This is a genomic window from Streptomyces griseoflavus (genome assembly GCF_014649995.1).
GTDB lineage: Bacteria > Actinomycetota > Actinomycetes > Streptomycetales > Streptomycetaceae > Streptomyces > Streptomyces griseoflavus.
Map to the genome: position 1 here is coordinate 229261 of NZ_BMUC01000002.1, position 21401 is coordinate 250661.

Annotated in this window: 19 protein-coding genes and 2 tRNA genes; 16 read left to right on the top strand and 5 right to left on the bottom strand. The window is 69.5% G+C overall.

The genetic code is table 11. The features are described from left to right. The first annotated feature begins 689 nt into the window (after positions 1–689). From dnaN to IE172_RS06895, 8 genes are all read left to right on the top strand, one after another. Positions 690–1820, top strand: coding sequence for a DNA polymerase III subunit beta (gene dnaN / locus IE172_RS06860; RefSeq protein WP_190096494.1), 1131 nt, complete (start codon positions 690–692; stop codon positions 1818–1820). Between the two features lie 139 nt (positions 1821–1959). Further along, positions 1960–2835 carry a phosphogluconate dehydrogenase (NAD(+)-dependent, decarboxylating) gene (gene gnd, locus IE172_RS06865; protein WP_190096191.1) on the top strand — a complete coding sequence of 292 codons (876 nt, stop codon included), beginning with the start codon at positions 1960–1962 and terminating at the stop codon, positions 2833–2835. 73 nt (positions 2836–2908) lie between these two features. Continuing rightward, a complete protein-coding gene (gene recF, locus IE172_RS06870; RefSeq protein WP_190096192.1) occupies positions 2909–4030 on the top strand; it encodes a DNA replication/repair protein RecF in 1122 nt (373 codons plus the stop codon). Beyond that, entirely contained in the window at positions 4027–4569 is a 543-nt protein-coding gene (locus tag IE172_RS06875; protein ID WP_190096193.1) for a DciA family protein, read from the top strand. Before recF ends, IE172_RS06875 begins: the two co-directional genes overlap by 4 nt. Before the next feature lie 432 nt (positions 4570–5001). After that, a complete protein-coding gene (gyrB, locus tag IE172_RS06880) occupies positions 5002–7062 on the top strand; it encodes a DNA topoisomerase (ATP-hydrolyzing) subunit B (protein WP_190096194.1) in 2061 nt (686 codons plus the stop codon). Positions 7063–7104: 42 nt separating this feature from the next. Then, positions 7105–9702 (top strand): DNA gyrase subunit A, encoded by a 2598-nt coding sequence (gene gyrA, locus IE172_RS06885; protein ID WP_190096195.1) that lies wholly within the window; start codon positions 7105–7107, stop codon positions 9700–9702. Positions 9703–9720: 18 nt separating this feature from the next. After that, positions 9721–10464, top strand: coding sequence for a DUF3566 domain-containing protein (locus tag IE172_RS06890; RefSeq protein ID WP_190096196.1), 744 nt, complete (start codon positions 9721–9723; stop codon positions 10462–10464). 121 nt (positions 10465–10585) lie between these two features. Beyond that, positions 10586–10662 (top strand) — tRNA-Ile (locus tag IE172_RS06895). Between the two features lie 367 nt (positions 10663–11029). Here IE172_RS06895 and IE172_RS06900 read toward each other — a convergent pair. Continuing rightward, entirely contained in the window at positions 11030–11401 is a 372-nt protein-coding gene (locus IE172_RS06900) for a DUF6344 domain-containing protein (RefSeq protein WP_190096197.1), read from the bottom strand. A 339-nt stretch (positions 11402–11740) separates the two neighbouring features. Between IE172_RS06900 and IE172_RS34370 the strand changes: the two genes are divergently transcribed. Both IE172_RS34370 and IE172_RS06910 read left to right on the top strand, forming a co-directional pair. After that, positions 11741–11869, top strand: coding sequence for a DLW-39 family protein (locus tag IE172_RS34370; protein WP_003999697.1), 129 nt, complete (start codon positions 11741–11743; stop codon positions 11867–11869). Positions 11870–12010: 141 nt separating this feature from the next. Next, positions 12011–13435: a hypothetical protein gene (locus tag IE172_RS06910; protein ID WP_190096199.1), complete on the top strand. Its 1425-nt coding sequence runs from the start codon at positions 12011–12013 to the stop codon at positions 13433–13435. A 10-nt stretch (positions 13436–13445) separates the two neighbouring features. On the opposite strand, the gene IE172_RS06915 is transcribed toward IE172_RS06910, so the two are convergent. Next, complete coding sequence (locus IE172_RS06915) at positions 13446–15110, bottom strand: serine/threonine-protein kinase (protein WP_190096200.1); 1665 nt, start codon at positions 15108–15110, stop codon at positions 13446–13448. Positions 15111–15274: 164 nt separating this feature from the next. Continuing rightward, positions 15275–15823: a helix-turn-helix domain-containing protein gene (locus tag IE172_RS06920; protein WP_189597896.1), complete on the bottom strand. Its 549-nt coding sequence runs from the start codon at positions 15821–15823 to the stop codon at positions 15275–15277. Between the two features lie 180 nt (positions 15824–16003). Between IE172_RS06920 and IE172_RS06925 the strand changes: the two genes are divergently transcribed. Then, a tRNA-Ala gene (locus tag IE172_RS06925) sits at positions 16004–16076 on the top strand. Between the two features lie 125 nt (positions 16077–16201). On the opposite strand, the gene IE172_RS06930 is transcribed toward IE172_RS06925, so the two are convergent. Then, entirely contained in the window at positions 16202–16900 is a 699-nt protein-coding gene (locus tag IE172_RS06930; protein WP_190096201.1) for a DUF5324 family protein, read from the bottom strand. Between the two features lie 341 nt (positions 16901–17241). Between IE172_RS06930 and IE172_RS06935 the strand changes: the two genes are divergently transcribed. After that, entirely contained in the window at positions 17242–17769 is a 528-nt protein-coding gene (locus IE172_RS06935) for a peptidylprolyl isomerase (protein WP_190096202.1), read from the top strand. A 104-nt stretch (positions 17770–17873) separates the two neighbouring features. After that, entirely contained in the window at positions 17874–18761 is an 888-nt protein-coding gene (locus tag IE172_RS06940) for a rhomboid family intramembrane serine protease (RefSeq protein ID WP_190096203.1), read from the top strand. 277 nt (positions 18762–19038) lie between these two features. Here the strand turns inward: IE172_RS06940 and crgA are convergent, their stop codons facing one another. Next, a complete protein-coding gene (crgA, locus tag IE172_RS06945) occupies positions 19039–19293 on the bottom strand; it encodes a cell division protein CrgA (RefSeq protein ID WP_030215376.1) in 255 nt (84 codons plus the stop codon). Positions 19294–19434: 141 nt separating this feature from the next. On the opposite strand from crgA, the gene IE172_RS06950 reads away from it, so the two are divergent. From IE172_RS06950 to IE172_RS06960, 3 genes are all read left to right on the top strand, one after another. After that, entirely contained in the window at positions 19435–20214 is a 780-nt protein-coding gene (locus IE172_RS06950) for a DUF881 domain-containing protein (protein ID WP_190096204.1), read from the top strand. Positions 20215–20406: 192 nt separating this feature from the next. After that, positions 20407–20595 carry a hypothetical protein gene (locus tag IE172_RS06955; RefSeq protein ID WP_190096495.1) on the top strand — a complete coding sequence of 63 codons (189 nt, stop codon included), beginning with the start codon at positions 20407–20409 and terminating at the stop codon, positions 20593–20595. Further along, positions 20592–21230: an aminodeoxychorismate/anthranilate synthase component II gene (locus tag IE172_RS06960; protein ID WP_190096205.1), complete on the top strand. Its 639-nt coding sequence runs from the start codon at positions 20592–20594 to the stop codon at positions 21228–21230. The genes IE172_RS06955 and IE172_RS06960 overlap by 4 nt, the downstream gene beginning before the upstream one ends. Positions 21231–21401: the final 171 nt, after the last annotated feature.

The window sequence follows — 21401 nt, forward strand, 5'->3', positions numbered from 1 at the left end:
CTTGTCCACAGCGAGACCGGCCCGCACGCCATCCACCCAGGTCAGGGCCCTGTGGATTCGTGGACGAACGATCTCCACAGACTGTGGACGAAGCGAAGGTCCACACCCTGTGCATGGAGTTGTCCACGGGCAACCCACAGGCTGGAGCCGGTTGTCCCCAGCGATCCGGCGCTTCTCCACATGGCTGTCCACTGTTCGGCAACGCGACGCGCCTCCTCACCGGGGCGAGTGAAAGGCGTCACACCAGGCTGCCGCTGGGAGCTGTGGGAAAGGGCCGCGATCCTGGGGACGGAGCTGGGGAGAACTCGGCCCTCCCTGTGCACGCTGTGTGCAGAACTTTCTGTTCTCCACAGATACCCCTGGTTGTCCACGGGCTCCGCCCACAGGCTCCGTGGACAAAATAACCGCTCTGAGCTGCGCAAACGAGGTTATCCACGGTATCCACAGCCCCTACTACTACTCCCAACTAGAGAGAGCGAGGAATTCGTTTCGAAGGGGGTCCTGTGCACAACTCGCTGTCTCGGCCCCGGCTGCCCCTCGTCACGACTTGACCCCGAGGGGCACCTACTGTCAGTGCGGTGCGTCAGACTGGTCCCGGTGTCCTTCCCCGCTGGGGGGCCGACGACACCGAGTCAGACGACGAAGCCAGGCAGGGCGGGAAGCGCCGGCAACAGCAGGAGGCGGCAACAGTGAAGATCCGGGTGGAACGCGACGTACTCGCGGAGGCAGTGGCCTGGGCGGCGCGCAGCCTTCCGGCCCGTCCGCCGGCGCCTGTCCTCGCCGGCCTGCTGCTGAAGGCCGAGGAGGGTCAGCTCAGCCTGTCGAGCTTCGACTACGAGGTCTCCGCGCGGGTGTCGGTGGAGGCCGAGGTCGAGGAGGAGGGCACCGTCCTGGTCTCCGGACGGCTGCTGGCCGACATCTCCCGCGCCCTCCCCAACCGGCCGGTGGAGATCTCCACAGACGGTGTACGGGCGACCGTGGTCTGCGGATCCTCCCGGTTCACCCTCCACACACTGCCTGTGGAGGAGTACCCGGCCCTGCCGCAGATGCCGAACGCGACGGGCACGGTCCCCGGCGAGGTCTTCGCCTCCGCCGTGCAGCAGGTGGCCATCGCGGCCGGCCGTGACGACACGCTGCCCGTCCTGACCGGTGTGCGGATCGAGATCGAGGGCGACACCGTCACCCTCGCCTCCACCGACCGCTACCGCTTCGCGGTCCGCGAGTTCCTGTGGAAGCCGGAGAACCCGGACGTCTCCGCGGTCGCCCTGGTGCCCGCCAAGACGCTCCAGGACACCGCCAAGGCCCTGACCAGCGGCGACCAGGTCATCCTGGCACTGTCGGGCTCGGGCGCGGGTGAGGGCCTGATCGGTTTCGAGGGCGCCGGCCGCCGTACCACCACGCGGCTGCTGGAGGGCGACCTCCCGAAGTACCGCACCCTGTTCCCGACGGAGTTCAACAGCGTCGCCGTGATCGAGACGGCCCCCTTCGTCGAGGCGGTCAAGCGCGTGGCCCTGGTCGCCGAGCGCAACACCCCGGTGCGGCTGAGCTTCGAGCAGGGCGTGCTCATCCTGGAGGCCGGCTCCAGTGACGACGCACAGGCTGTGGAAAGGGTCGACGCCCAGCTGGAGGGCGACGACATCTCGATCGCCTTCAACCCGACGTTCCTGCTCGACGGCCTGAGCGCCATCGACTCCCCGGTGGCCCAGCTGTCGTTCACCACGTCCACCAAGCCGGCGCTGCTCAGCGGCCGCCCGGCCGTCGACGCGGAGGCGGACGAGGCCTACAAGTACCTGATCATGCCGGTGCGGCTCAGCGGCTGAGCAGCCGTTCCGAAGCCGCAGGTGAGGGCGTGCGGGTGAGCGCGTATGCCCACAGATGTGCGCGGGCGTCCGGGTTTAGGCTCGGACGCCGGTACGTAAGTGCCGTCACGCCACGTCGCATACCTAAGGAACTCAACTGATGGAGCTCGGTCTCGTCGGCCTCGGCAAGATGGGCGGCAACATGCGCGAGCGGATCCGCCGCGCAGGGCACACCGTCTTCGGATACGACCGCAACCCGGACCTCGCCGATGTCCACAGCCTGCCGGAGCTTGTGGGTAAGCTCAGCGGCCCGCGCGTGGTGTGGGTGATGGTCCCGGCCGGCGGGCCGACCCAGTCCACCATCGACGAGCTCGCCGGGCTGCTCGAGCCGGGCGACGTCGTCGTGGACGGCGGCAACTCCCGCTGGACGGACGACGAGAAGCACGCCGAGCAGCTGGCGGCCAGGGGCATCGGCTTCGTCGACTGCGGTGTCTCCGGCGGAGTCTGGGGTCTGGAGAACGGCTACGCGCTGATGTACGGGGGCGACAAGGACGACGTCGCCAAGGTGCAGCCGATATTCGACGCCCTCAAGCCGGAGGGCGACTTCGGTTCGGTGCACGCGGGCAGGGTCGGCGCGGGCCACTTCGCGAAGATGGTCCACAACGGCATCGAGTACGCCATGATGCAGGCCTACGCCGAGGGCTGGGAGCTGCTCGAGAAGGTCGACTCGGTGACGGACGTGCGGGAGGTGTTCCGCTCCTGGCAGGAGGGCACCGTCATCCGCTCCTGGCTGCTGGACCTCGCGGTGGACGCGCTCGACGAGGACGAGCACCTGGACGGGCTCCGGGGTTACGCCCAGGACTCCGGCGAGGGACGCTGGACGGTGGAGGCGGCGATCGACCACGCGGTGCCGCTGCCGGCGATCACGGCCTCGCTGTTCGCGCGGTTCGCCTCCCGGCAGGAGGACTCGCCGCAGATGAAGATGATCGCGGCGCTGCGGAACCAGTTCGGCGGCCACGCGGTCGAGAAGAAGTAATCCACAGGGCACGCAGGTATCCACAGGGCCGCTCGGCGGTCCGCAACGCCGCGGGGAGGTCGGCGAAACGACCATGCACGTCACGCATCTGTCGCTGGCCGACTTCCGCTCCTACTCCCGGGTCGAGGTCCCGCTCGACCCGGGGGTGACGGCCTTCGTCGGCCCCAACGGGCAGGGCAAGACGAACCTCGTCGAGGCGGTCGGTTATCTCGCCACCCTGGGCAGCCACCGGGTCTCCTCCGATGCCCCGCTGGTCCGCATGGGGGCCGACCGCGCGATCATCCGGGCCCAGGTCCGGCAGGGCGAGCGGCAGCAGCTGGTCGAGCTGGAGCTGAACCCGGGCCGTGCCAATCGCGCCCGTATCAACAGGTCCTCCCAGGTCAGGCCGCGGGACGTGCTGGGGATCGTCCGGACGGTGCTGTTCGCGCCGGAGGACCTCGCCCTGATCAAGGGCGATCCCGGTGAGCGGCGCCGTTTCCTGGACGAGCTGATCACCGCGCGTTCGCCGCGCATGGCCGGGGTCCGCTCCGACTACGACCGGGTGCTCAAGCAGCGCAACACCCTGCTGAAGTCGGCCGCGCTGGCCCGCCGGCACGGCGGGCGCACGCTGGACCTGTCGACGCTCGACGTGTGGGACCAGCACCTCGCGCGGGCGGGCGCCGAGCTCCTGGCGCAGCGGCTGGATCTGATCGGCGCGCTCCAGCCGCTGGCCGACAAGGCGTACGAGCAGCTCGCGCCCGGCGGCGGGCCCCTCGCTCTGGAGTACAAGCCGTCCGCGCCCGGCGAGGCGCACACGCGTGAGGGCCTCTTCGAGCAGCTGACGGCGGCGCTCGCGGAGGCACGCAAGCAGGAGATCGAGCGGGGTGTCACCCTGGTCGGCCCGCACCGCGACGACCTGCTCCTCAAGCTGGGCCGGATGCCGGCCAAGGGGTACGCCTCGCACGGCGAGTCCTGGTCCTACGCGCTGGCGCTGCGTCTGGCCTCGTACGAACTGCTGCGCGCCGAGGGCAACGAGCCGGTGCTGGTGCTCGACGACGTATTCGCCGAGTTGGACACGCGGCGTCGCGAGCGGCTGGCCGAGCTGGTCGCCGCCGGGGAGCAGGTGCTGGTGACCGCGGCCGTCGACGACGACGTGCCCCAGGTGCTGGCGGGTACGCGGTTCGCCGTGGCGGAGGGGACGGTGGAGCGCGTATGAGCGGCCAGGAGGCGTCGGGCAGCGGTGCCGGGAAGGCCCCCGAGCCCTCCGGTGTGGATCTCGCGCGCGTGGCGTTGCGGGCCGCCAAGGAGGCGGCCCGCGCGCGGGGGGACGCGGCGCAGCAGAAGAAGCAGCCGCGGCGCGCCGGTCTGCGTTCCGGCGCGCGCGCCGACCGGCGCGATCCGATGGCGCTGGGCGCCGCGATCAACCGGCTGCTCACCGAGCGCGGCTGGGAGGCGCCGGCCGCGGTGGGCGGGGTGATGGGGCGCTGGCCGGAGATCGTCGGTGAGGACGTGGCCAAGCACTGCGAGCCGGAGCGGTACGACGAGGACGAGCGGGTGCTGGTGGTGCGCTGCGACTCGACGGCCTGGGCGACGAATCTGCGGCTGCTCGCGCCGACGCTCGTCGCACGGCTGAACGAGGATCTCGGCCACGGCACGGTACGCATGATCAAGGTCGTCGGTCCCGCCGGTCCCGCCCGCCGGTTCGGGCCGCTGCGGGCCCCCGGGAGCACGGGTCCCGGTGACACGTACGGGTGACCGGATGGTCATTTCCGCCCCTTCCGGAACACGTGACCGACATCACATCAGGCTTCTCGGTGGTGTGCCGGGGCTGTCGGTGACGCCCCGTTCCGGGGGTTGCGCGCGGTCGCTCACCACTACCTGACTCCTAAGTAGCAAAGGGTTGACGGCCGGAAGCGCTGAGTGCCGCCGTGGGGCTCTTGGAGCCCCCATCCGCATATCGGGAGTCGGACGAGACCGGTTGAGGGCGGCACATGCGGACTCAGGTGCCCGCAAACCCCCATCGATGTCAGCGCTACCGGTAGAATGGAAGACAATCCCGCCCCGATCGTGGGGACCGCCCGGGAAAAGCTGAGCAACGCTGATCAAGGCTTACCAACGCAACATGCCGCAGCCGCTCCGGCAACCTGCCGCCGAGCCCGGCTCGTGCTGTGCCAGAAAGGGCGCTTCGTGGCCGATTCCGGCAACCCCAACGAGAACATCCCGTCCACCGACACCGGCGTGAACAGCGAGGCGAACACCTCGGGCAGCGAGGTCACCGCCTCGTACAACGCCAGTGCCATCACCGTCCTCGAGGGTCTGGACGCGGTCCGCAAGCGACCCGGTATGTACATCGGTTCGACCGGTGAGCGAGGGCTGCACCACCTGGTGCAGGAGGTCGTCGACAACTCCGTCGACGAGGCGCTGGCCGGTCACGCGGACACGATCGACGTGACGATCCTCGCCGACGGCGGCGTCCGGGTCGTCGACAACGGCCGAGGCATCCCGGTGGGCATCGTGCCGTCCGAGGGCAAGCCCGCCGTCGAGGTCGTGCTGACCGTGCTGCACGCGGGCGGCAAGTTCGGCGGCGGCGGTTACGCGGTCTCCGGTGGTCTGCACGGCGTGGGTGTCTCCGTCGTGAACGCCCTCTCCACGAAGGTCGCCGTGGAGGTGAGGACCGACGGCTACCGCTGGACGCAGGACTACAAGCTGGGTGTCCCCACGGCGCCGCTCGCCCGGCACGAGGCCACCGAGGAGACGGGTACGTCGGTCGCCTTCTGGGCCGACGCCGACATCTTCGAGACCACCGAGTACTCGTTCGAGACGCTCTCCCGGCGCTTCCAGGAGATGGCCTTCCTCAACAAGGGCCTGAAGATCAACCTCACCGACGAGCGCGAGTCGGCGAAGGCCACCGCCGGCGCGGACGAGGCGGGCGAGGACGAGAAGCACGAGGTCAAGAGCGTCTCGTACCACTACGAGGGCGGCATCGTCGACTTCGTGAAGTACCTCAACTCCCGCAAGGGAGAGCTGGTGCACCCCACCGTGATCGACCTCGAGGCCGAGGACAGGGACAAGAGCCTGTCCCTCGAGGTCGCGATGCAGTGGAACGGCGGCTACACCGAGGGCGTGTACTCCTTCGCCAACATCATCCACACGCACGAGGGCGGCACGCACGAGGAGGGCTTCCGCGCGGCGCTCACCTCGCTGATCAACAAGTACGCGCGGGACAAGAAGCTGCTGCGCGAGAAGGACGACAACCTCACGGGTGACGACATCCGCGAGGGTCTGACGGCGATCATCTCGGTGAAGCTGAGCGAACCCCAGTTCGAGGGCCAGACCAAGACGAAGCTCGGCAACACCGAGGTCAAGACCTTCGTCCAGAAGGTCGTCTACGAGCACCTGACCGACTGGCTCGACCGCAACCCCAACGAGGCCGCGGACATCATCCGCAAGGGCATCGCGGCGGCCACCGCGCGCGTGGCGGCCCGCAAGGCGCGTGACCTGACCCGGCGCAAGGGCCTGCTGGAGTCGGCGTCCCTGCCGGGCAAGCTGTCCGACTGCCAGTCGAACGACCCCGTCAAGTGCGAGATCTTCATCGTGGAGGGCGACTCCGCCGGCGGCTCGGCGAAGTCCGGCCGCAACCCGCAGTACCAGGCGATCCTCCCGATCCGCGGCAAGATCCTCAACGTCGAGAAGGCGCGCATCGACCGGATCCTGCAGAACCAGGAGATCCAGGCGATGATCTCCGCGTTCGGCACCGGTGTGCACGAGGACTTCGACATCGAGAAGCTCCGCTATCACAAGATCATCCTGATGGCGGACGCCGACGTCGACGGCCAGCACATCAACACCCTGCTGCTGACGTTCCTGTTCCGCTTCATGCGGCCGCTGGTCGAGGCCGGGCACGTGTTCCTCTCCCGCCCCCCGCTGTACAAGATCAAGTGGGGCCGGGACGACTTCGAGTACGCGTACTCCGACCGTGAGCGCGACGCGCTGATCGAGATGGGCCGCAACGCCGGCAAGCGCATCCGTGAGGACTCCGTGCAGCGCTTCAAGGGCCTCGGCGAGATGAACGCCGAGGAACTGCGCATCACCACGATGGACCAGGAGCACCGCGTCCTCGGCCAGGTCACCCTGGACGACGCCGCCCAGGCCGACGACCTGTTCTCGGTCCTGATGGGCGAGGACGTCGAGGCCCGCCGCGCGTTCATCCAGCGCAACGCCAAGGACGTCCGCTTCCTCGACATCTGAGTCGGTCTCAGCTGACCGCACCAGGAAGGATCTTCACCAGCAATGACCGACGAGAACACTCCCGTCACGCCTCTCGGGGACGTGGAAGCCTCCGCCATGCGCGTCGAGCCCGTCGGGCTCGAGACGGAGATGCAGCGCTCGTACCTCGACTACGCGATGTCCGTCATCGTCTCGCGCGCGCTGCCCGACGTCCGTGACGGCCTCAAGCCCGTCCACCGGCGTGTGCTGTACGCCATGTACGACGGCGGCTACCGCCCCGAGCGCGGCTTCTACAAGTGCGCCCGCGTGGTCGGCGACGTCATGGGCAACTACCACCCGCACGGCGACTCCTCGATCTACGACGCGCTGGTCCGCCTGGCGCAGCCGTGGTCGATGCGGATGCCGCTGGTGGACTCCAACGGCAACTTCGGCTCCCCGGGCAACGACCCGGCGGCGGCGATGCGCTACACCGAGTGCAAGATGGCGCCGCTGTCGATGGAGATGGTCCGTGACATCGACGAGGAGACCGTCGACTTCACGGACAACTACGACGGCCGTTCCCAGGAGCCGACCGTCCTGCCGGCCCGCTTCCCGAACCTGCTGATCAACGGCTCGGCCGGTATCGCGGTCGGTATGGCGACCAACATCCCGCCGCACAACCTGCGCGAGGTCGCGGCCGGCGCCCAGTGGTACCTGGAGAATCCGGAGGCCTCCCACGAGGAGCTCCTGGACGCGCTGATCGAGCGGATCAAGGGCCCCGACTTCCCGACCGGCGCCCTGGTGGTCGGCCGCAAGGGCATCGAGGAGGCGTACCGCACCGGTCGCGGGTCGATCACCATGCGCGCGGTGGTCGAGGTCGAGGAGATCCAGAACCGCCAGTGCCTGGTGGTCACGGAGCTGCCCTACCAGACCAACCCCGACAACCTGGCGCAGAAGATCGCCGACCTGGTGAAGGACGGCAAGATCGGCGGCATCGCCGACGTGCGCGACGAGACCTCCTCGCGCACCGGTCAGCGCCTGGTCATCGTGCTGAAGCGGGACGCGGTCGCCAAGGTCGTCCTGAACAACCTGTACAAGCACACCGACCTGCAGACCAACTTCGGCGCCAACATGCTGGCCCTGGTCGACGGCGTGCCGCGCACACTGTCCCTGGACGCGTTCATCCGGCACTGGGTGACGCACCAGATCGAGGTCATCGTCCGCCGTACGCGCTTCCGGCTGCGCAAGGCCGAGGAGCGGGCACACATCCTGCGCGGCCTGCTGAAGGCCCTGGACGCCATCGACGAGGTCATCGCGCTGATCCGGCGCAGTGACACCGTCGAGATCGCGCGCGGGGGCCTGATGGACCTCCTGGAGATCGACGACATCCAGGCCAACGCCATCCTCGAGATGCAGCTGCGCCGGCTGGCCGCGCTGGAGCGCCAGAAGATCGTCCAGGAGCACGACGAACTCCAGGCGAAGATCAACGAGTACAACGAGATCCTCGCCTCCCCGGTCCGCCAGCGCGGGATCGTCAGCCAGGAACTCGCCGCGATCGTGGAGAAGTACGGCGACGACCGCAAGACGAAGCTGATCCCCTACGAGGGCGACATGTCCATCGAGGACCTGATCGCCGAAGAGGACATCGTCGTCACGGTCACGCGCGGGGGCTACATCAAGCGCACCAAGACCGACGACTACCGGGCGCAGAAGCGGGGCGGCAAGGGGGTGCGCGGCGCGAAGCTCAAGGAAGACGACATCGTCAACCACTTCTTCGTGTCCACCACCCACCACTGGCTGCTGTTCTTCACCAACAAGGGCCGTGTGTACCGGGTGAAGGCGTACGAGCTCCCCGACGCCGGACGTGACGCGCGCGGGCAGCACGTGGCGAACCTGCTGGCCTTCCAGCCGGACGAGACGATCGCCCAGATCCGCGCGATCCGGGACTACGAGGCGGTGCCCTACCTGGTCCTGGCCACCAAGGCGGGCCTGGTGAAGAAGACGTCTCTGAAGGACTACGACTCGCCGCGCTCGGGCGGTGTGATCGCGATCAACCTGCGGGAGCAGGAGGACGGAACCGACGACGAACTGATCGGTGCCGAACTCGTCTCGGCCGATGACGACCTGCTGCTGATCAGCAGGAAGGCGCAGTCGATCAGGTTCACGGCCACGGACGACACGCTGCGTCCCATGGGCCGTGCGACCTCGGGCGTCAAGGGCATGAGTTTCCGCGAGGGGGACGAGCTGCTCTCGATGAATGTTGTTCGACCCGGTACGTTCGTGTTCACTGCTACGGACGGCGGGTACGCGAAGCGGACCGCTGTCGACGAGTACCGCGTCCAGGGACGCGGCGGCCTCGGCATCAAGGCCGCCAAGATCGTCGAGGACCGCGGATCCCTCGTCGGCGCGCTGGTGGTCGAGGAGACCGACGAAATTCTCGCCATCACGCTGTCGGGTGGTGTGATTCGTACGCGAGTCAACGAGATCAGGGAAACCGGCCGTGACACCATGGGCGTCCAACTGATCAATCTGGGCAAGCGCGATGCCGTCGTCGGCATCGCCCGTAACGCCGAGGCGGGACGCGAGGCGGAGGAAGTCGACGGCGACGTGGCCGTGGACGACACCACCGACGGGGACGCGACCACCGGTACGGACGAGGGTGAGGCGCCCTCGGCCGAGTAGCACGAGGAGTGAGTCAGCGTGAGCGGAGCCACGGGCGCCGGACCGACCGGAACCAGTAGGGGAACGGACGGCGGTGGCCGTGGCTCCGCCGCGCGGGCGACAGATCCGCACACGACCAATCTCAAAGCGATCAAGTCGCCCGCGAAGGACGGCTCCTCGTCCGACAGACAGGGATCCCAGGGGGGAACCGTGACGGACACCCGAGGCCCGCAGGCCGCGCCGGACCAGGGCGCGGGCGCTCAGACGGCCTCACCGCTGCCGGGGGAACGGCAGTCGCGGCAGCAGGCGGGCCCGTACCACCCGCCGCAGGCCTACCCGGACCAGTCCGGTACGGCAGCCGGCCAGACCGGCGCGGTACGACGCCCGCGCACCGGGGCCCGCACTACCCCGCGCGTGCGCAAGGCGCGCCTGCGCGTCGCCAAGGCCGACCCCTGGTCGGTGATGAAGGTCAGCTTCCTGCTCTCCATCGCGCTCGGCATCTGCACGATCGTCGCCGCCGCGGTGCTGTGGATGGTCATGGACGCGATGGGCGTGTTCTCGACGGTCGGCGGCACCATCTCCGAGGCGACCGGCTCCAACGAGTCGAACGGCTTCGACCTCCAGTCGTTCCTGTCGCTGCCCAACGTGCTGATGTTCACGACGATCATCGCGGTCATCGACGTCGTCCTGGCGACGGCCCTCGCGACGCTCGGCGCGTTCATCTACAACCTCTCCGCCGGTTTCGTGGGCGGCGTCGAGCTGACGCTCGCCGAGGACGAGTGAGCTGCTCACAGCGGTTTCCGCGGCTCCTCCGAGGGCCCTCCGACAACCGATTTTGGGACTGCCCCGGTCGTGCGCTAATCTTCAGGAGTCAGCGCGCGGGACATACACCGCAGAGCGCGGCGGGGCTATAGCTCAGTTGGTTAGAGCGCATCCCTGATAAGGATGAGGCCACAGGTTCAAATCCTGTTAGCCCCACCAGCGAGAAGACCCCCGGCCGGTATCGGCCGGGGGTCTTCGCCATGTCCGACCGGTACCGGCCGGAACCGGCCGATGCGGAGAGGGCACCGTTCCCGGCAGCGGGCCTCGCGTTCGCGAGGAGGCGGACCGAGGGGGTCGGTCGTGGCCGTAGGCGCTGCGGGGACCGTCGGGACGCCGGGGCGATGTGCCGTGCGTCCGGGGGACGTCCCGTGTACAGCCACAGGAAGACCCCCGCCGGATGTCGGCGGGGGTCTTCCTGTGCTCACGGCCGGGGGAGTCGTCGTCGTGCCGGGGTGCTGTACGCAAGTTCGCCAGGACTCGGGGAAGCAGCGACGGCACGAGGAGGGCTCGGCAGGGGTGTTCGCGGTCAGCGCTGGAGCGGGATGCGGCCGCCGGCGGGTTCGGACCGGGAGGACGCCGTGTCGTCGCCGGAGCAGTCCGCGGAGCCGGATTCCTCCGCGGTGTCGTCGACGGGACGGTGCCGGCAGCCGGGGGACTTGCCGTGGGCCTCGGCGTGGATGCGCTGCTTCATCGTGGGGGGCAGGGCTCTGATCAGTGACCAGGACCAGAGGGGCACCGTCGGTTCGGCCGTCGTGGACGCGCTGTCGCTGTTGCGGGCCTTCTCGGTCTGCGGTACGGCCGCCGAGGCGGTCGTGGTGATGAGTCCGAGCGCCGTGCACAGTGCGAGGAACGCGGTGACGACGGCGTTCCACAGCTTCATGACCTTGTTCCGGGCCATGGCCCCTCACTTTCGGGTTGGGCGATTTGCGTACTTTCCTCATGATGTGTATGAGGCTCGCGAAGTGGTGGACCGACGCCCGTGGCGCGTGGATGTTCAGATGAACACCACTCGGATGGACGCATGAAGGGAGAAAAGCTGAGAAGGCGGGGGGTAAGAGCCCGAAACCACAGCCTGTGGAGAGGTGAGCACCCTCCGGTCAGCCGGCCGTGTTCCCCTCCTACTGCACCGGGATCCGGGGCAGTTCGCATGGCCGACGCAGGTCACCGATCGGTATCGGCCGGTGTGTATAGTCGGGCGCCAGAGGTCCCCTACGTCAACGAAAGACGAGGTCGCGCGGTGAAGAAGCTTCTCCTGGTCGCACTGGCCGCCATCGGCGGGCTCCTCGTGTACCGCCAGATCCAGGCGGATCGCGCCGAGCAGGATCTGTGGACGGAGGCGACTGACTCCGTGCCCACGGGTTCGTGAGTATCGATTTCCGACGCTGAACAGACCCCGGCCGCCTTCGCGGTCGGGGTTTTGTGTGTCCCGGGACCTTGTCCCGGGGCCTCGCCCTCGGGGCAGGATGGGCGACACGGTGCGACGTCCGGCAGCGACGAGGGGTGGCGCGTGAGGGGACGGCAGTGTACGGCGCGGGGACGGGCGGGACACCGGCGTGGCCGGCGCCTGGCCGCCGGATGCGCGGGCCTGGCGCTGGTGCTCGGGCTGGGGGGCGCTCCGCCGGGGCAGCAGGCCTCGGCCCTCGAGACCGCCGGGAAGACCGGCCCCGGGGCCGCCGCCGACGCCACCGCGCTCGCCGGGGCCCCCCGCTCGGCACCGCCCGGTTACGGGGGGAGCTCCGCGGACCCAGGAACCTATGCCTTCTCCGGGGACGCGCGGACGATCGACGGTGCGGTGAGCACCGCGGAGGCCGTGGAACTGGTGCCCGGCCGCTCCTACCGGAGCACCCTCCCGCCGACCGGCAAGATCTACTACCGGCTGCGCCTCGACGCCACCACGAACCTCTACGCCTCCGCCACCGCGGTCCCCCCGGCCGGCCACGACGCCCCCGTCACCGACGGGGTCAAGGTGTCCGTACGGAACAGCGACGGCCGCTCCTGCGACGTGGACACGGCGAGCTTCGGCGCCGGCGGCAGCCCCCACCCGGTCACCGCGTCGGCCATGAGGGAGATCTCCCCCAGGAGTTCCCCGTGCGACGACGCCGGTACGTACTACCTGACCGTCGAGCGGGCCGACCCGGACGGCAGGAACGCCTCCCCCGACGCCTGGGAGATGGAGCTCACCACGGTGTCGGAGCCGGCGCCTGAGACGACCGGTGCCACCAGCGCGCCCGAGGACGGGAACTCCGCCCCGCCCACCCTCGTCACGGGGGAGCCGGAGAGGCGGGCGGGCGGTGCGGGCTTCGGCCGGGCCACGGCAGTCGGTGAGGGAGTGTGGCGGGACGACATACGTCCCGGCCGGACGCTCTTCTACCGGGTGCCCGTCGACTGGGGGCAGCAGCTCCAGGTCACCGCCGAGCTGGGCAGTTCGGGCCCGGACGCCGGTGGCTATGTCGCCGCCGCACTCGACCTGGACCTCTACAACCCCGCCCGCGGCCAGGTCGACGACCTGGGCCTCGGCTACGGAGGCGCCCAGAAGTCCAGGAGCCTCGCGCCGCTGCCACCGGTCGCGCACGCCAACCGGCACTCCTCCGGCCGCCGGATCGCGGCGACGCGTTTCGCCGGCTCCTATTACCTCGTCGCGCACCTCACACCGGAGGTCGCCGACGAGTTCGGGGACGGGCCGGTGCCCCTGACCCTGCGGGTGGGGCTGAGCGGTGCGCGCCAGGACGGGCCCGGTTACGCGGGGCAGCCCGTTCCGGCGGACGTCTTCACGGTCACCGGCGAGGACCGGGAGGCGGCGGCCGAGGGCGGCGGCGCGGGCGGTGACGCCTTGTACCGGGTGCTCGCGGTGGGTGGCATCGGCACGGGAAGCGCGCTGCTGGTGGGACTCGGCCTGTGGACCCTGGCGGCCCGTCGGCGGGCCGTCCCGTAGACGGTGTGGGTCACAGCCGCGTGAGCGCCCAGAAGCCCACGGCGTAGCAGGCGAGGGCCAGGAGCAGGACGGGGACGGCCAGCCTCGCCGGAGGGCCGGGCCGGCGGCGGCGCCGGCGGTGCGACCGGGGCTGGGCGGAGCCGTGCCCGGACATCGCTTCGCCCGGATGCGGAACCCGCGGGGCCCGGGCGGTGTATTCAGCAGTAGAGGCGTCGTGACGGGCGCTCGGCCGGGACAAGGGGGAGCGCAGGGGATGAGTCGGATCATGGGGGGAGACGGAGAGGGCGGCGTCGGCCGCCCGGTGGGGTGGGCCGTGCTGGTCCCGGTGCGGGCCCCGAGGGGCGTGTGCGGGGAGCGGCGGAGCGGGCACGGAGGAAGAGGCGTCCGTGGTCCGGGGCGGCGGCAGGGGGAAACTGCCCGTCTCGGACATGCCGGGGGACCGCAGGGAGGACCCGGACGGTGTCGCAGGGGAGGCGGCGCTGCGACGTGGAGCGGCGGGTCCGGAAGCGCCCTCCCCGCCCGTGTCGTGGCCCGGGCCGGTCTCCGAAGCCGCTGCCGCGGCCGGCCGGGCGGGCGCGGGGGCCGAGCCGTCGGGGGTGCCCGTGACGTCCGTGCCCCGGCCGTACGCGGCTGAGGCGGTGCCCTCGCCACTCCCGGCGGGGAACGCTCGCCCGGCCCCCTCCACGCCGGTGCCGTGTGCCCCCTCCTCACCGGAACCGCCGACCGGCTCCCCGCCGGTGTCGTGCGGGGGCGGGGACGCACCGCCCCCGCCCGGCCGCACACCCGAGGCCCGCTTCAGCGGTCCGTCCGCGGCGAAGCCCGGCGGCAGGGGACCGAGTTGGTCGAAGATCTCGATCAGTTCGTCGTCGGGTCCGGGTTCCGGCAGCAGCTCGACGGCCGCGGCCAGCGCCTTGCGCGCACCCGTCGCCGTGCGGAACCGCGCCGCGGGATCCGGCTGGAGCAGCGTGGCCACGACCTGCCACAGCGGCTCAGGGATGCCCTGGGGGGCGCCCGGCGTGCCGTGGTCGGCGAAGTACTGGATGAGGGCCTTGGCGTCCGGTCTGGCGCCCTCCAGCAGATACAGCGCCACCAGACCCACGGCGAACAGGTCGGCGGGGAAGTCCGGCTCCGCACCCATCATCTGCTCCGGCGCGAGATAACCGGGCGTACCCACCACCAGATTGGTCTCGGTCAGCCGGGGTTCGCCCAGCCGCATCGCGATGCCGAAGTCGGACAGCCGCAGCCGTGGCCTGCCCGTACCGGTGGCCTCCAGGAGCACATTGGCGGGCTTGACGTCACGGTGCACGACGTCCTCCGCGTGCACCGCGGCCAGCCCTGCCAGCAGCTGGTCGAGCAGCGTGCAGACGAACGCGGGCGGCAGCGGACCGTAGTCGCCGACCAGGTGGACCAGGGAACCACCGGTGACCAGGTCCATGGTGAACAGGACCTTGTCGTCGTCGGCGGCCCAGCTGGTGGGAGCGAGGACATGGGGGTGATCGATGCGCAGCGCCTGCTCGCGCACGAAGCGGAGCAGTGAGTGGGCATCGCTCTGCAGCAGCACCTTGGCTGCCACATAACGGCGACGGCGGTGGTCCCAGGCGCGCCAGACCGCGCCGACGCCCCCGCGTCCGATCGGATCGACCAGTTCGTACCGGCCGGCGAAGACCTCACCCATGGCAGTGCGTCGCTCCTCCCCCTGAGGTGTCCCCCTGTCCCTCCCCCTCCACGAGCGATACGACTCCCCCCGTGTCCCCCGTGTCCCGCCCGCGTGATGCTCCCCCGTCCCGGCATCCCGGGCGTCTCCGGCAGCCGGGCCCCACCGGTCGCCGGACGGGCAGGTCAGTTCTGGTGGGACTGGTAGTGCGTGACCGCGTCGGAGGTACGGCCGGCGCCGTAGACCCGGAGGAACTCCGCCAGTTCGGGGTGGGTGGGAGCAAGGGTGTCGGCGGCGTCGATGATGTCGCCGGCGGCCGCGACCGAACGCAGCAGGGACTGGATCTCGCGGACCACCCGCTTGACCGTGGGAGCCCCCGAACTGCTGGTCGTCTGCGTGGTGTTGCTGAGCACCGAACCCCCCTGGGACTTCTTGATCTCCTCCATGCGCTCGGTCGCCTCCGCCGCGCTGACGCTGCCGTCGGCGACCTGTCCGGCCAGGTCCTGCAGCAGCTGTACCCGCTGGACCACCGCGGGATTGCCGATCTTCGCCCGCTGGCCGCTCATCAGCTGCGACAGCATCGGCGCGGACAGTCCCAGCACCCCCGCCAGACGAGCCTGATTGAGACCCAGGTCGTCTATGAGCCTACGGAAGAGCGTCCCCAGCGGCTCCCCATACCAATTCCGCTGCAGTTCCCGCGCTCTGGCGGTGGCTTCCTGCTGTGCGGCGTCCATTGCGTCTCCCCATCGCTTCCCCATGAACCGAGGTTCGCTGTAGCGAACCACGCCGAGCATCTTACGGAGAGTGGTTGGTCACGGGGACCCCCCATCTTTTTGCGGAATCCCCGGGGGGACCCGGTACTCTGGTCCCGAGCGCCTGCCGAGAAGTGTTCTTCCTGGTGGACGCTTTCCTTCGGGGCCTTAGCTCAGTTGGTAGAGCGCTGTCTTTGCATGGCAGATGTCAGGGGTTCGACTCCCCTAGGCTCCACAAGCAAACCCCTCCCACCTGCGAGAACGCGGGGGAGGGGTTTCTGTTTCACGTGAAACGGCGCGGTGGGGCAGGCGACATCCAAGTCGCCTGCCCCACCGCGCCGTTGGCGGTGGTGTCGCCCGTCAGGTCTCGTCGCGCCTGGCGGCCTCCTCCGCGGCCTCCTTGGCTTCGACCTCGGGGTCGAGCGCGCCCAGGTCGCTGCCGTCCACCGACGTGAGCTTGGACGAGTCCGACACGTCCGTCGCGGCGGGCGGCTCCACCAGCCAGTCGGGGTTGGCCTGCTTGTCCCACCACTTCCAGGCGGCGAAGGCGCCACCGGCCACGGCGCCCAGCACCAGGACCATCCTCGCGGCACGACCGGCCTTCGCCCGCCGCTGCTGCTTGCGGACGAGCTTCTGGATCTGCTGGGCCGACACCTGGCCCCGCAAGGCGGCCAGCGCCGCCGCACTGCGGGCCGCTGCCTCGTCCTTCGCGGGGCCGGCTGCGGCCATCGCCTGCTCGATCACGGGGCGGGAGTAGTCAGCTGCCTGCCGAGCGGCCGTGCGGGTGCGGAGGGCCGCCTGGTGGGCGGCCTTGTCGACCTTCGGTGGCACATGGGTCCGTGCCTGTTCCAGATAGGGCTGCACATGGGCGCCGTACTGGACGCGGGCCTGTCCGGCGGCCTGCGTCACCTTGGGCGCCAGCCGTACGCGAGCTTCCTGTGCGTAGTGTGCGGCCCTGACCTTGGCCGTGTCGGCGTAGGGCGCCACCACTTCCGCGGCGTGCAGCACGCTGTCCTTCGCCGAACCGGTCGCGGCGCGCACGCTGTCGATGCGGGTCACGGGTTCCTCCTCCTCGGTGGCGTACGGTATTTCGACTTTCCACCCTTTTACGGATCATGCCTGCCGGGTCGCTGTGAGGCATGCGCGGACAGGCATACGGGTGCCGGTGAAATGGAGCGATAGCGGTATCGAGTGCGATAGCGGATGAATCCAGGACATCGGGAGCTTGTCATCGACAATGCCACGGATCGCCGTCACATGCCCCCCTCATGGGGGGTACCCGGCTTCGTTTTCGGCAAGCCGATCGGCTCGGTTGTCCCCCTGTGTCCGCAGGCCGGGCGACTGGGCGCCTCGTCCGTGCGAGGATCAGGGAGTCACGGAAAGACAACGGAAGGCACATCGTGGCTGAGCAGCTCCACGCCACCCTGAAGACCAATCACGGCGACATCGAGGTCCGGCTCTTCCCGAACCAAGCGCCGATCACGGTCAAGAACTTCGTCGAGCTCGCCAAGGGCGAGCGGGAGTGGACCCATCCCCAGACCGGGAAGAAGTCCACGGACAAGCTCTACGACGGCACGGTCTTCCACCGGGTGATCAGCGGCTTCATGATCCAGGGCGGTGACCCGCTGGGCAACGGCACCGGTGGTCCCGGCTACCAGTTCGAGGACGAGTTCCACCCGGACCTGCGCTTCGACAAGCCGTACCTGCTGGCGATGGCCAACGCCGGGCCCGGCACCAACGGCTCGCAGTTCTTCATCACCGTCTCCCCGACGGCGTGGCTGAACCGCAAGCACACCATTTTCGGTGAGGTCACCGACGCCGCGAGCCAGAAGGTCATCGACACGATCGCGTCGACGCAGACCAACCCGCGCACCGACCGCCCCGTCAACGACGTGGTGATCGAGTCGGTCGAGATCCGCGAGGGCTGAGCACCTCGTCCCCTGAGTGCGAAAGCCCTCGAAGGGAACCAATCGCCCCGCTCATCCGTAAGGATGGGCGGGGCGGGGCTTTTCCACACGACCTAGGGGACGCCATGGACGACCAGGCTGCCGGCAGCGCTCAGGACGCCCAGCGCGTCCCCGTCTGCTACCGCCACCCGGACCGGGAGACCGGTATCCGCTGCACCCGGTGCGAGCGGCCGATCTGCCCGGAGTGCATGGTCAACGCCTCGGTCGGTTTCCAGTGTCCGGAGTGCGTCCGCACCGGCTCGGGCACCGGCCACGCGCCCTCCGCCTCCCTGCCCCGCACGATCGCGGGCGGAACGGTCGCCGCCGACCCCCGGCTGCTCACCAAGATCCTCCTGGGCATCAACCTCGCGGTGTTCATCGCCGTGCAGATCCGGCCGTCGCTGCTGGAACCGCTCGTGCTGGTGGGTGTCTGGCCGCCGGAGCCGTTCCTGCCCCGGGAGGGAGTGGCCCAGGGCGAGTGGTACCGCCTCCTCACCTCGATGTTCACGCACGAGGAGATCTGGCACATCGCCTTCAACATGCTTGGTCTGTGGTGGCTCGGCGGGCCGCTGGAGGAGGCCCTCGGCAGGGCCCGCTTCCTCGCGCTCTATCTGGTCTCGGGCCTCGCGGGCAGCGCGCTGACCTATGTACTGGCCTCGGGGAGCACGGCCTCGCTCGGCGCGTCCGGTGCGATCTTCGGTCTGTTCGGCGCGATGGCCGTCCTGATGCGCCGGCTCAACCAGGACATGCGGCCGATCGTCGCCCTGCTGGTCATCAATGTGATCATCACCATCGGCTGGAGCAATATCGCCTGGCAGGCCCACCTGGGAGGGTTTGTCGCCGGTGTGGTGATCGGATACGCCATGGTCCACGCCCCGCGGGAACGGCGGGCGCTGGTGCAGTACGGCACCTGTGCGCTGGTGCTGGCCGCTGTCGTGGTGATGACTCTGCTGAGGACGGCGCAGCTCACCTGAGGAACAAGTTGTCCACAGAAGGTGGCGGATCTTGTGCATAGGGTGTGCGGGGCCCTGTGCGGCAGCTGATCGGCCTTGGTTTGTGCAGGTCAGGCGGTTTACGAACAGGTTTTCGGTTGCTGGTGTTTCTGTCACACCGGCGTCAACCTTCGAAGGGTTATCCACAGATCGAGTTTCCTGTCCACATGTGGACAAGGCCTGTGGATAACTCAGGGGATAGCCCTGCCCAGAGCTGAGGACAGCTCTGGGCAGGGCTCCGCTCACCGTGCGGTGAGCGCTACTTCCACTGCGTCGAGACGCCGAATCCGGCGGCGATGAACCCGAAGCCCACCACGATGTTCCAGTTGCCCAGCGCGTCGATGGGCAGCGAACCGTCGGTGACATAGAACACGACGATCCAGGCCAGGCCGATGAGGAACAGGGCCAGCATCACCGGCGCGACCCAGGCGCGGTTGGTCAGCTTGAGCGCGGTCGTCTGCTTGGCCGGCGGCGGCGTGTAGTCGGCCTTCTTGCGGATACGTGACTTCGGCACGAGAGTCTCTCCTGTCGATGCGCTGCGTGGCCGCGCAGGGAACTGGGTCGGGCTCGGAGCAGCGTACAAGGGGACTCTGAGCGCTCCCCCGGGCGTCCGTTAGCGTAGTGCTTCCGCGGCGCCGAAGGAGATAAGGGTACGTTGAGCAATTCTGCCGACTTTCCCGGACCGGGATCCAGTCCGGCCCGGCGACGCCGTTTCCGGCCGGTGCGGATCCTCACCGCGGGTGTCTTCGCTCTGGCGGGACTCATCTTCTTCACCAGCTTCGACACCGCCAAGGGCACGAACATCCGCACGGACGCGTCGCTGCTGAAGCTCTCCGACCTGATCCACGAGCGCAGCCGCAAGAACGGTGAGCTCGAGGAATCCAACGGCGCGCTGCGCGGGGACATCGAGTCCCTCGCCGAGCGCGACGACGGCAGCACCGCGGCGGAGGACGACAGGCTCGCCGCCCTGGAGGAGCGCGCCGGCACGCAGAAACTCAAGGGCGAGGCGGTCACGGTCACCCTGAACGACGCCCCGCCGGACGCCACCGCGAAGCTCCCCGGCTACCCCGAGCCCCAGCCGGACTACCTGGTCATCCACCAGCAGGACCTCCAGGCCGTGGTGAACGCGATGTGGCAGGGCGGCGCCGAGGGCATCAAGGTCATGGACCAGCGACTGATCTCCACCAGTGCCGTGCGCTGTGTGGGCAACACCCTGATCCTCCAGGGCCGCGTCTACTCACCGCCGTACAAGATCACGGCGGTCGGGGACCCGGAGAAGCTGAAGAAGGCGCTCGCGGCCTCGCCGGCGATCCAGAACTACATGGTGTACGTCAACGTCTACGGCCTCGGCTGGAAGGTCGAGGACGAGGGCACGGTGACGCTGCCCGGCTATGCGGGCACGGTGGACCTGCACTACGCCGAGCCCGTCAACTAGCGGCCCCCTCGCCCGTGGCCGCTCCCCCGGCCGATGTTTCACGTGGAACATGCCCGGACATCGAGGCGATCGGCCCTGGGGCGCGTACAGATGGGTACGCGCGGCCGGGCTCGCACGGACTTCGCACAGCTCGCGGACGCCTGAAACCGGAGGGGTCACGCCGTTAGTCTGTTGGCGTACGGCGTGGGTCTGATGCCGTGGTACGACGGAAGGGACGGCATGTACAGCTGGATCTGGCGGCATCTACCGGGCAATGGATGGGTGCGGGCTCTCATCTCACTGGTGCTGATCACCGCCGTGGTCTATGTCCTCTTCCAGTACGTCTTCCCGTGGGCCGAGCCGCTGCTGCCCTTCAACGATGTGACGGTGGACAACCAGTGAGCGCGCGCATTCTCGTCGTCGACAACTACGACAGCTTCGTCTTCAACCTGGTCCAGTACCTGTACCAGCTGGGCGCCGAGTGCGAGGTCCTGCGCAACGACGAGGTGTCGACGGAGCACGCCCAGGACGGCTTCGACGGGGTACTGCTGTCCCCCGGGCCCGGCACCCCCGAAGAGGCCGGGGTGTGCGTGGACATGGTGCGGCACTGCGCGTCGACCGGTGTGCCGGTCTTCGGCGTCTGTCTCGGCATGCAGTCGATGCAGGTGGCCTACGGAGGCGTGGTGAACCGCGCACCCGAGCTGCTGCACGGCAAGACCTCGCCGGTGACGCACGAGGGCAAGGGTGTCTTCGCCGGCCTGCCGTCACCCTTCACGGCGACCCGCTACCACTCGCTGGCCGCCGAGCCGGCCACGGTCCCCGCGGAGCTGGAGGTCACGGCCCGCACGCCGGACGGCATCGTGATGGGGCTGAGGCACCGTGAACTCGCGGTCGAAGGCGTGCAGTTCCATCCCGAGTCGGTGCTGACCGAGCACGGCCACCGGATGCTGGCCAACTGGCTGACGGAGTGCGGGGACGAGGACGCGGTGGCGAGGTCGACGGGGCTCGCCCCGGTGGTGGGCAGGGCCACGGCGTGACCGCGCTGCGCCCCGAGCGCGAGTCCGGCGCCTACGGCGTCGGCGACCAGGGCACCTCGTACGGCGGGCAGCCGTACGGGGCGCAGGGTGCGTACGGGGACGGCTGGTACGGCCACACGGCGGAGCACGGCACCTCCCACGGCACGGCGGCTCCCGACCCTCACGGCGCCC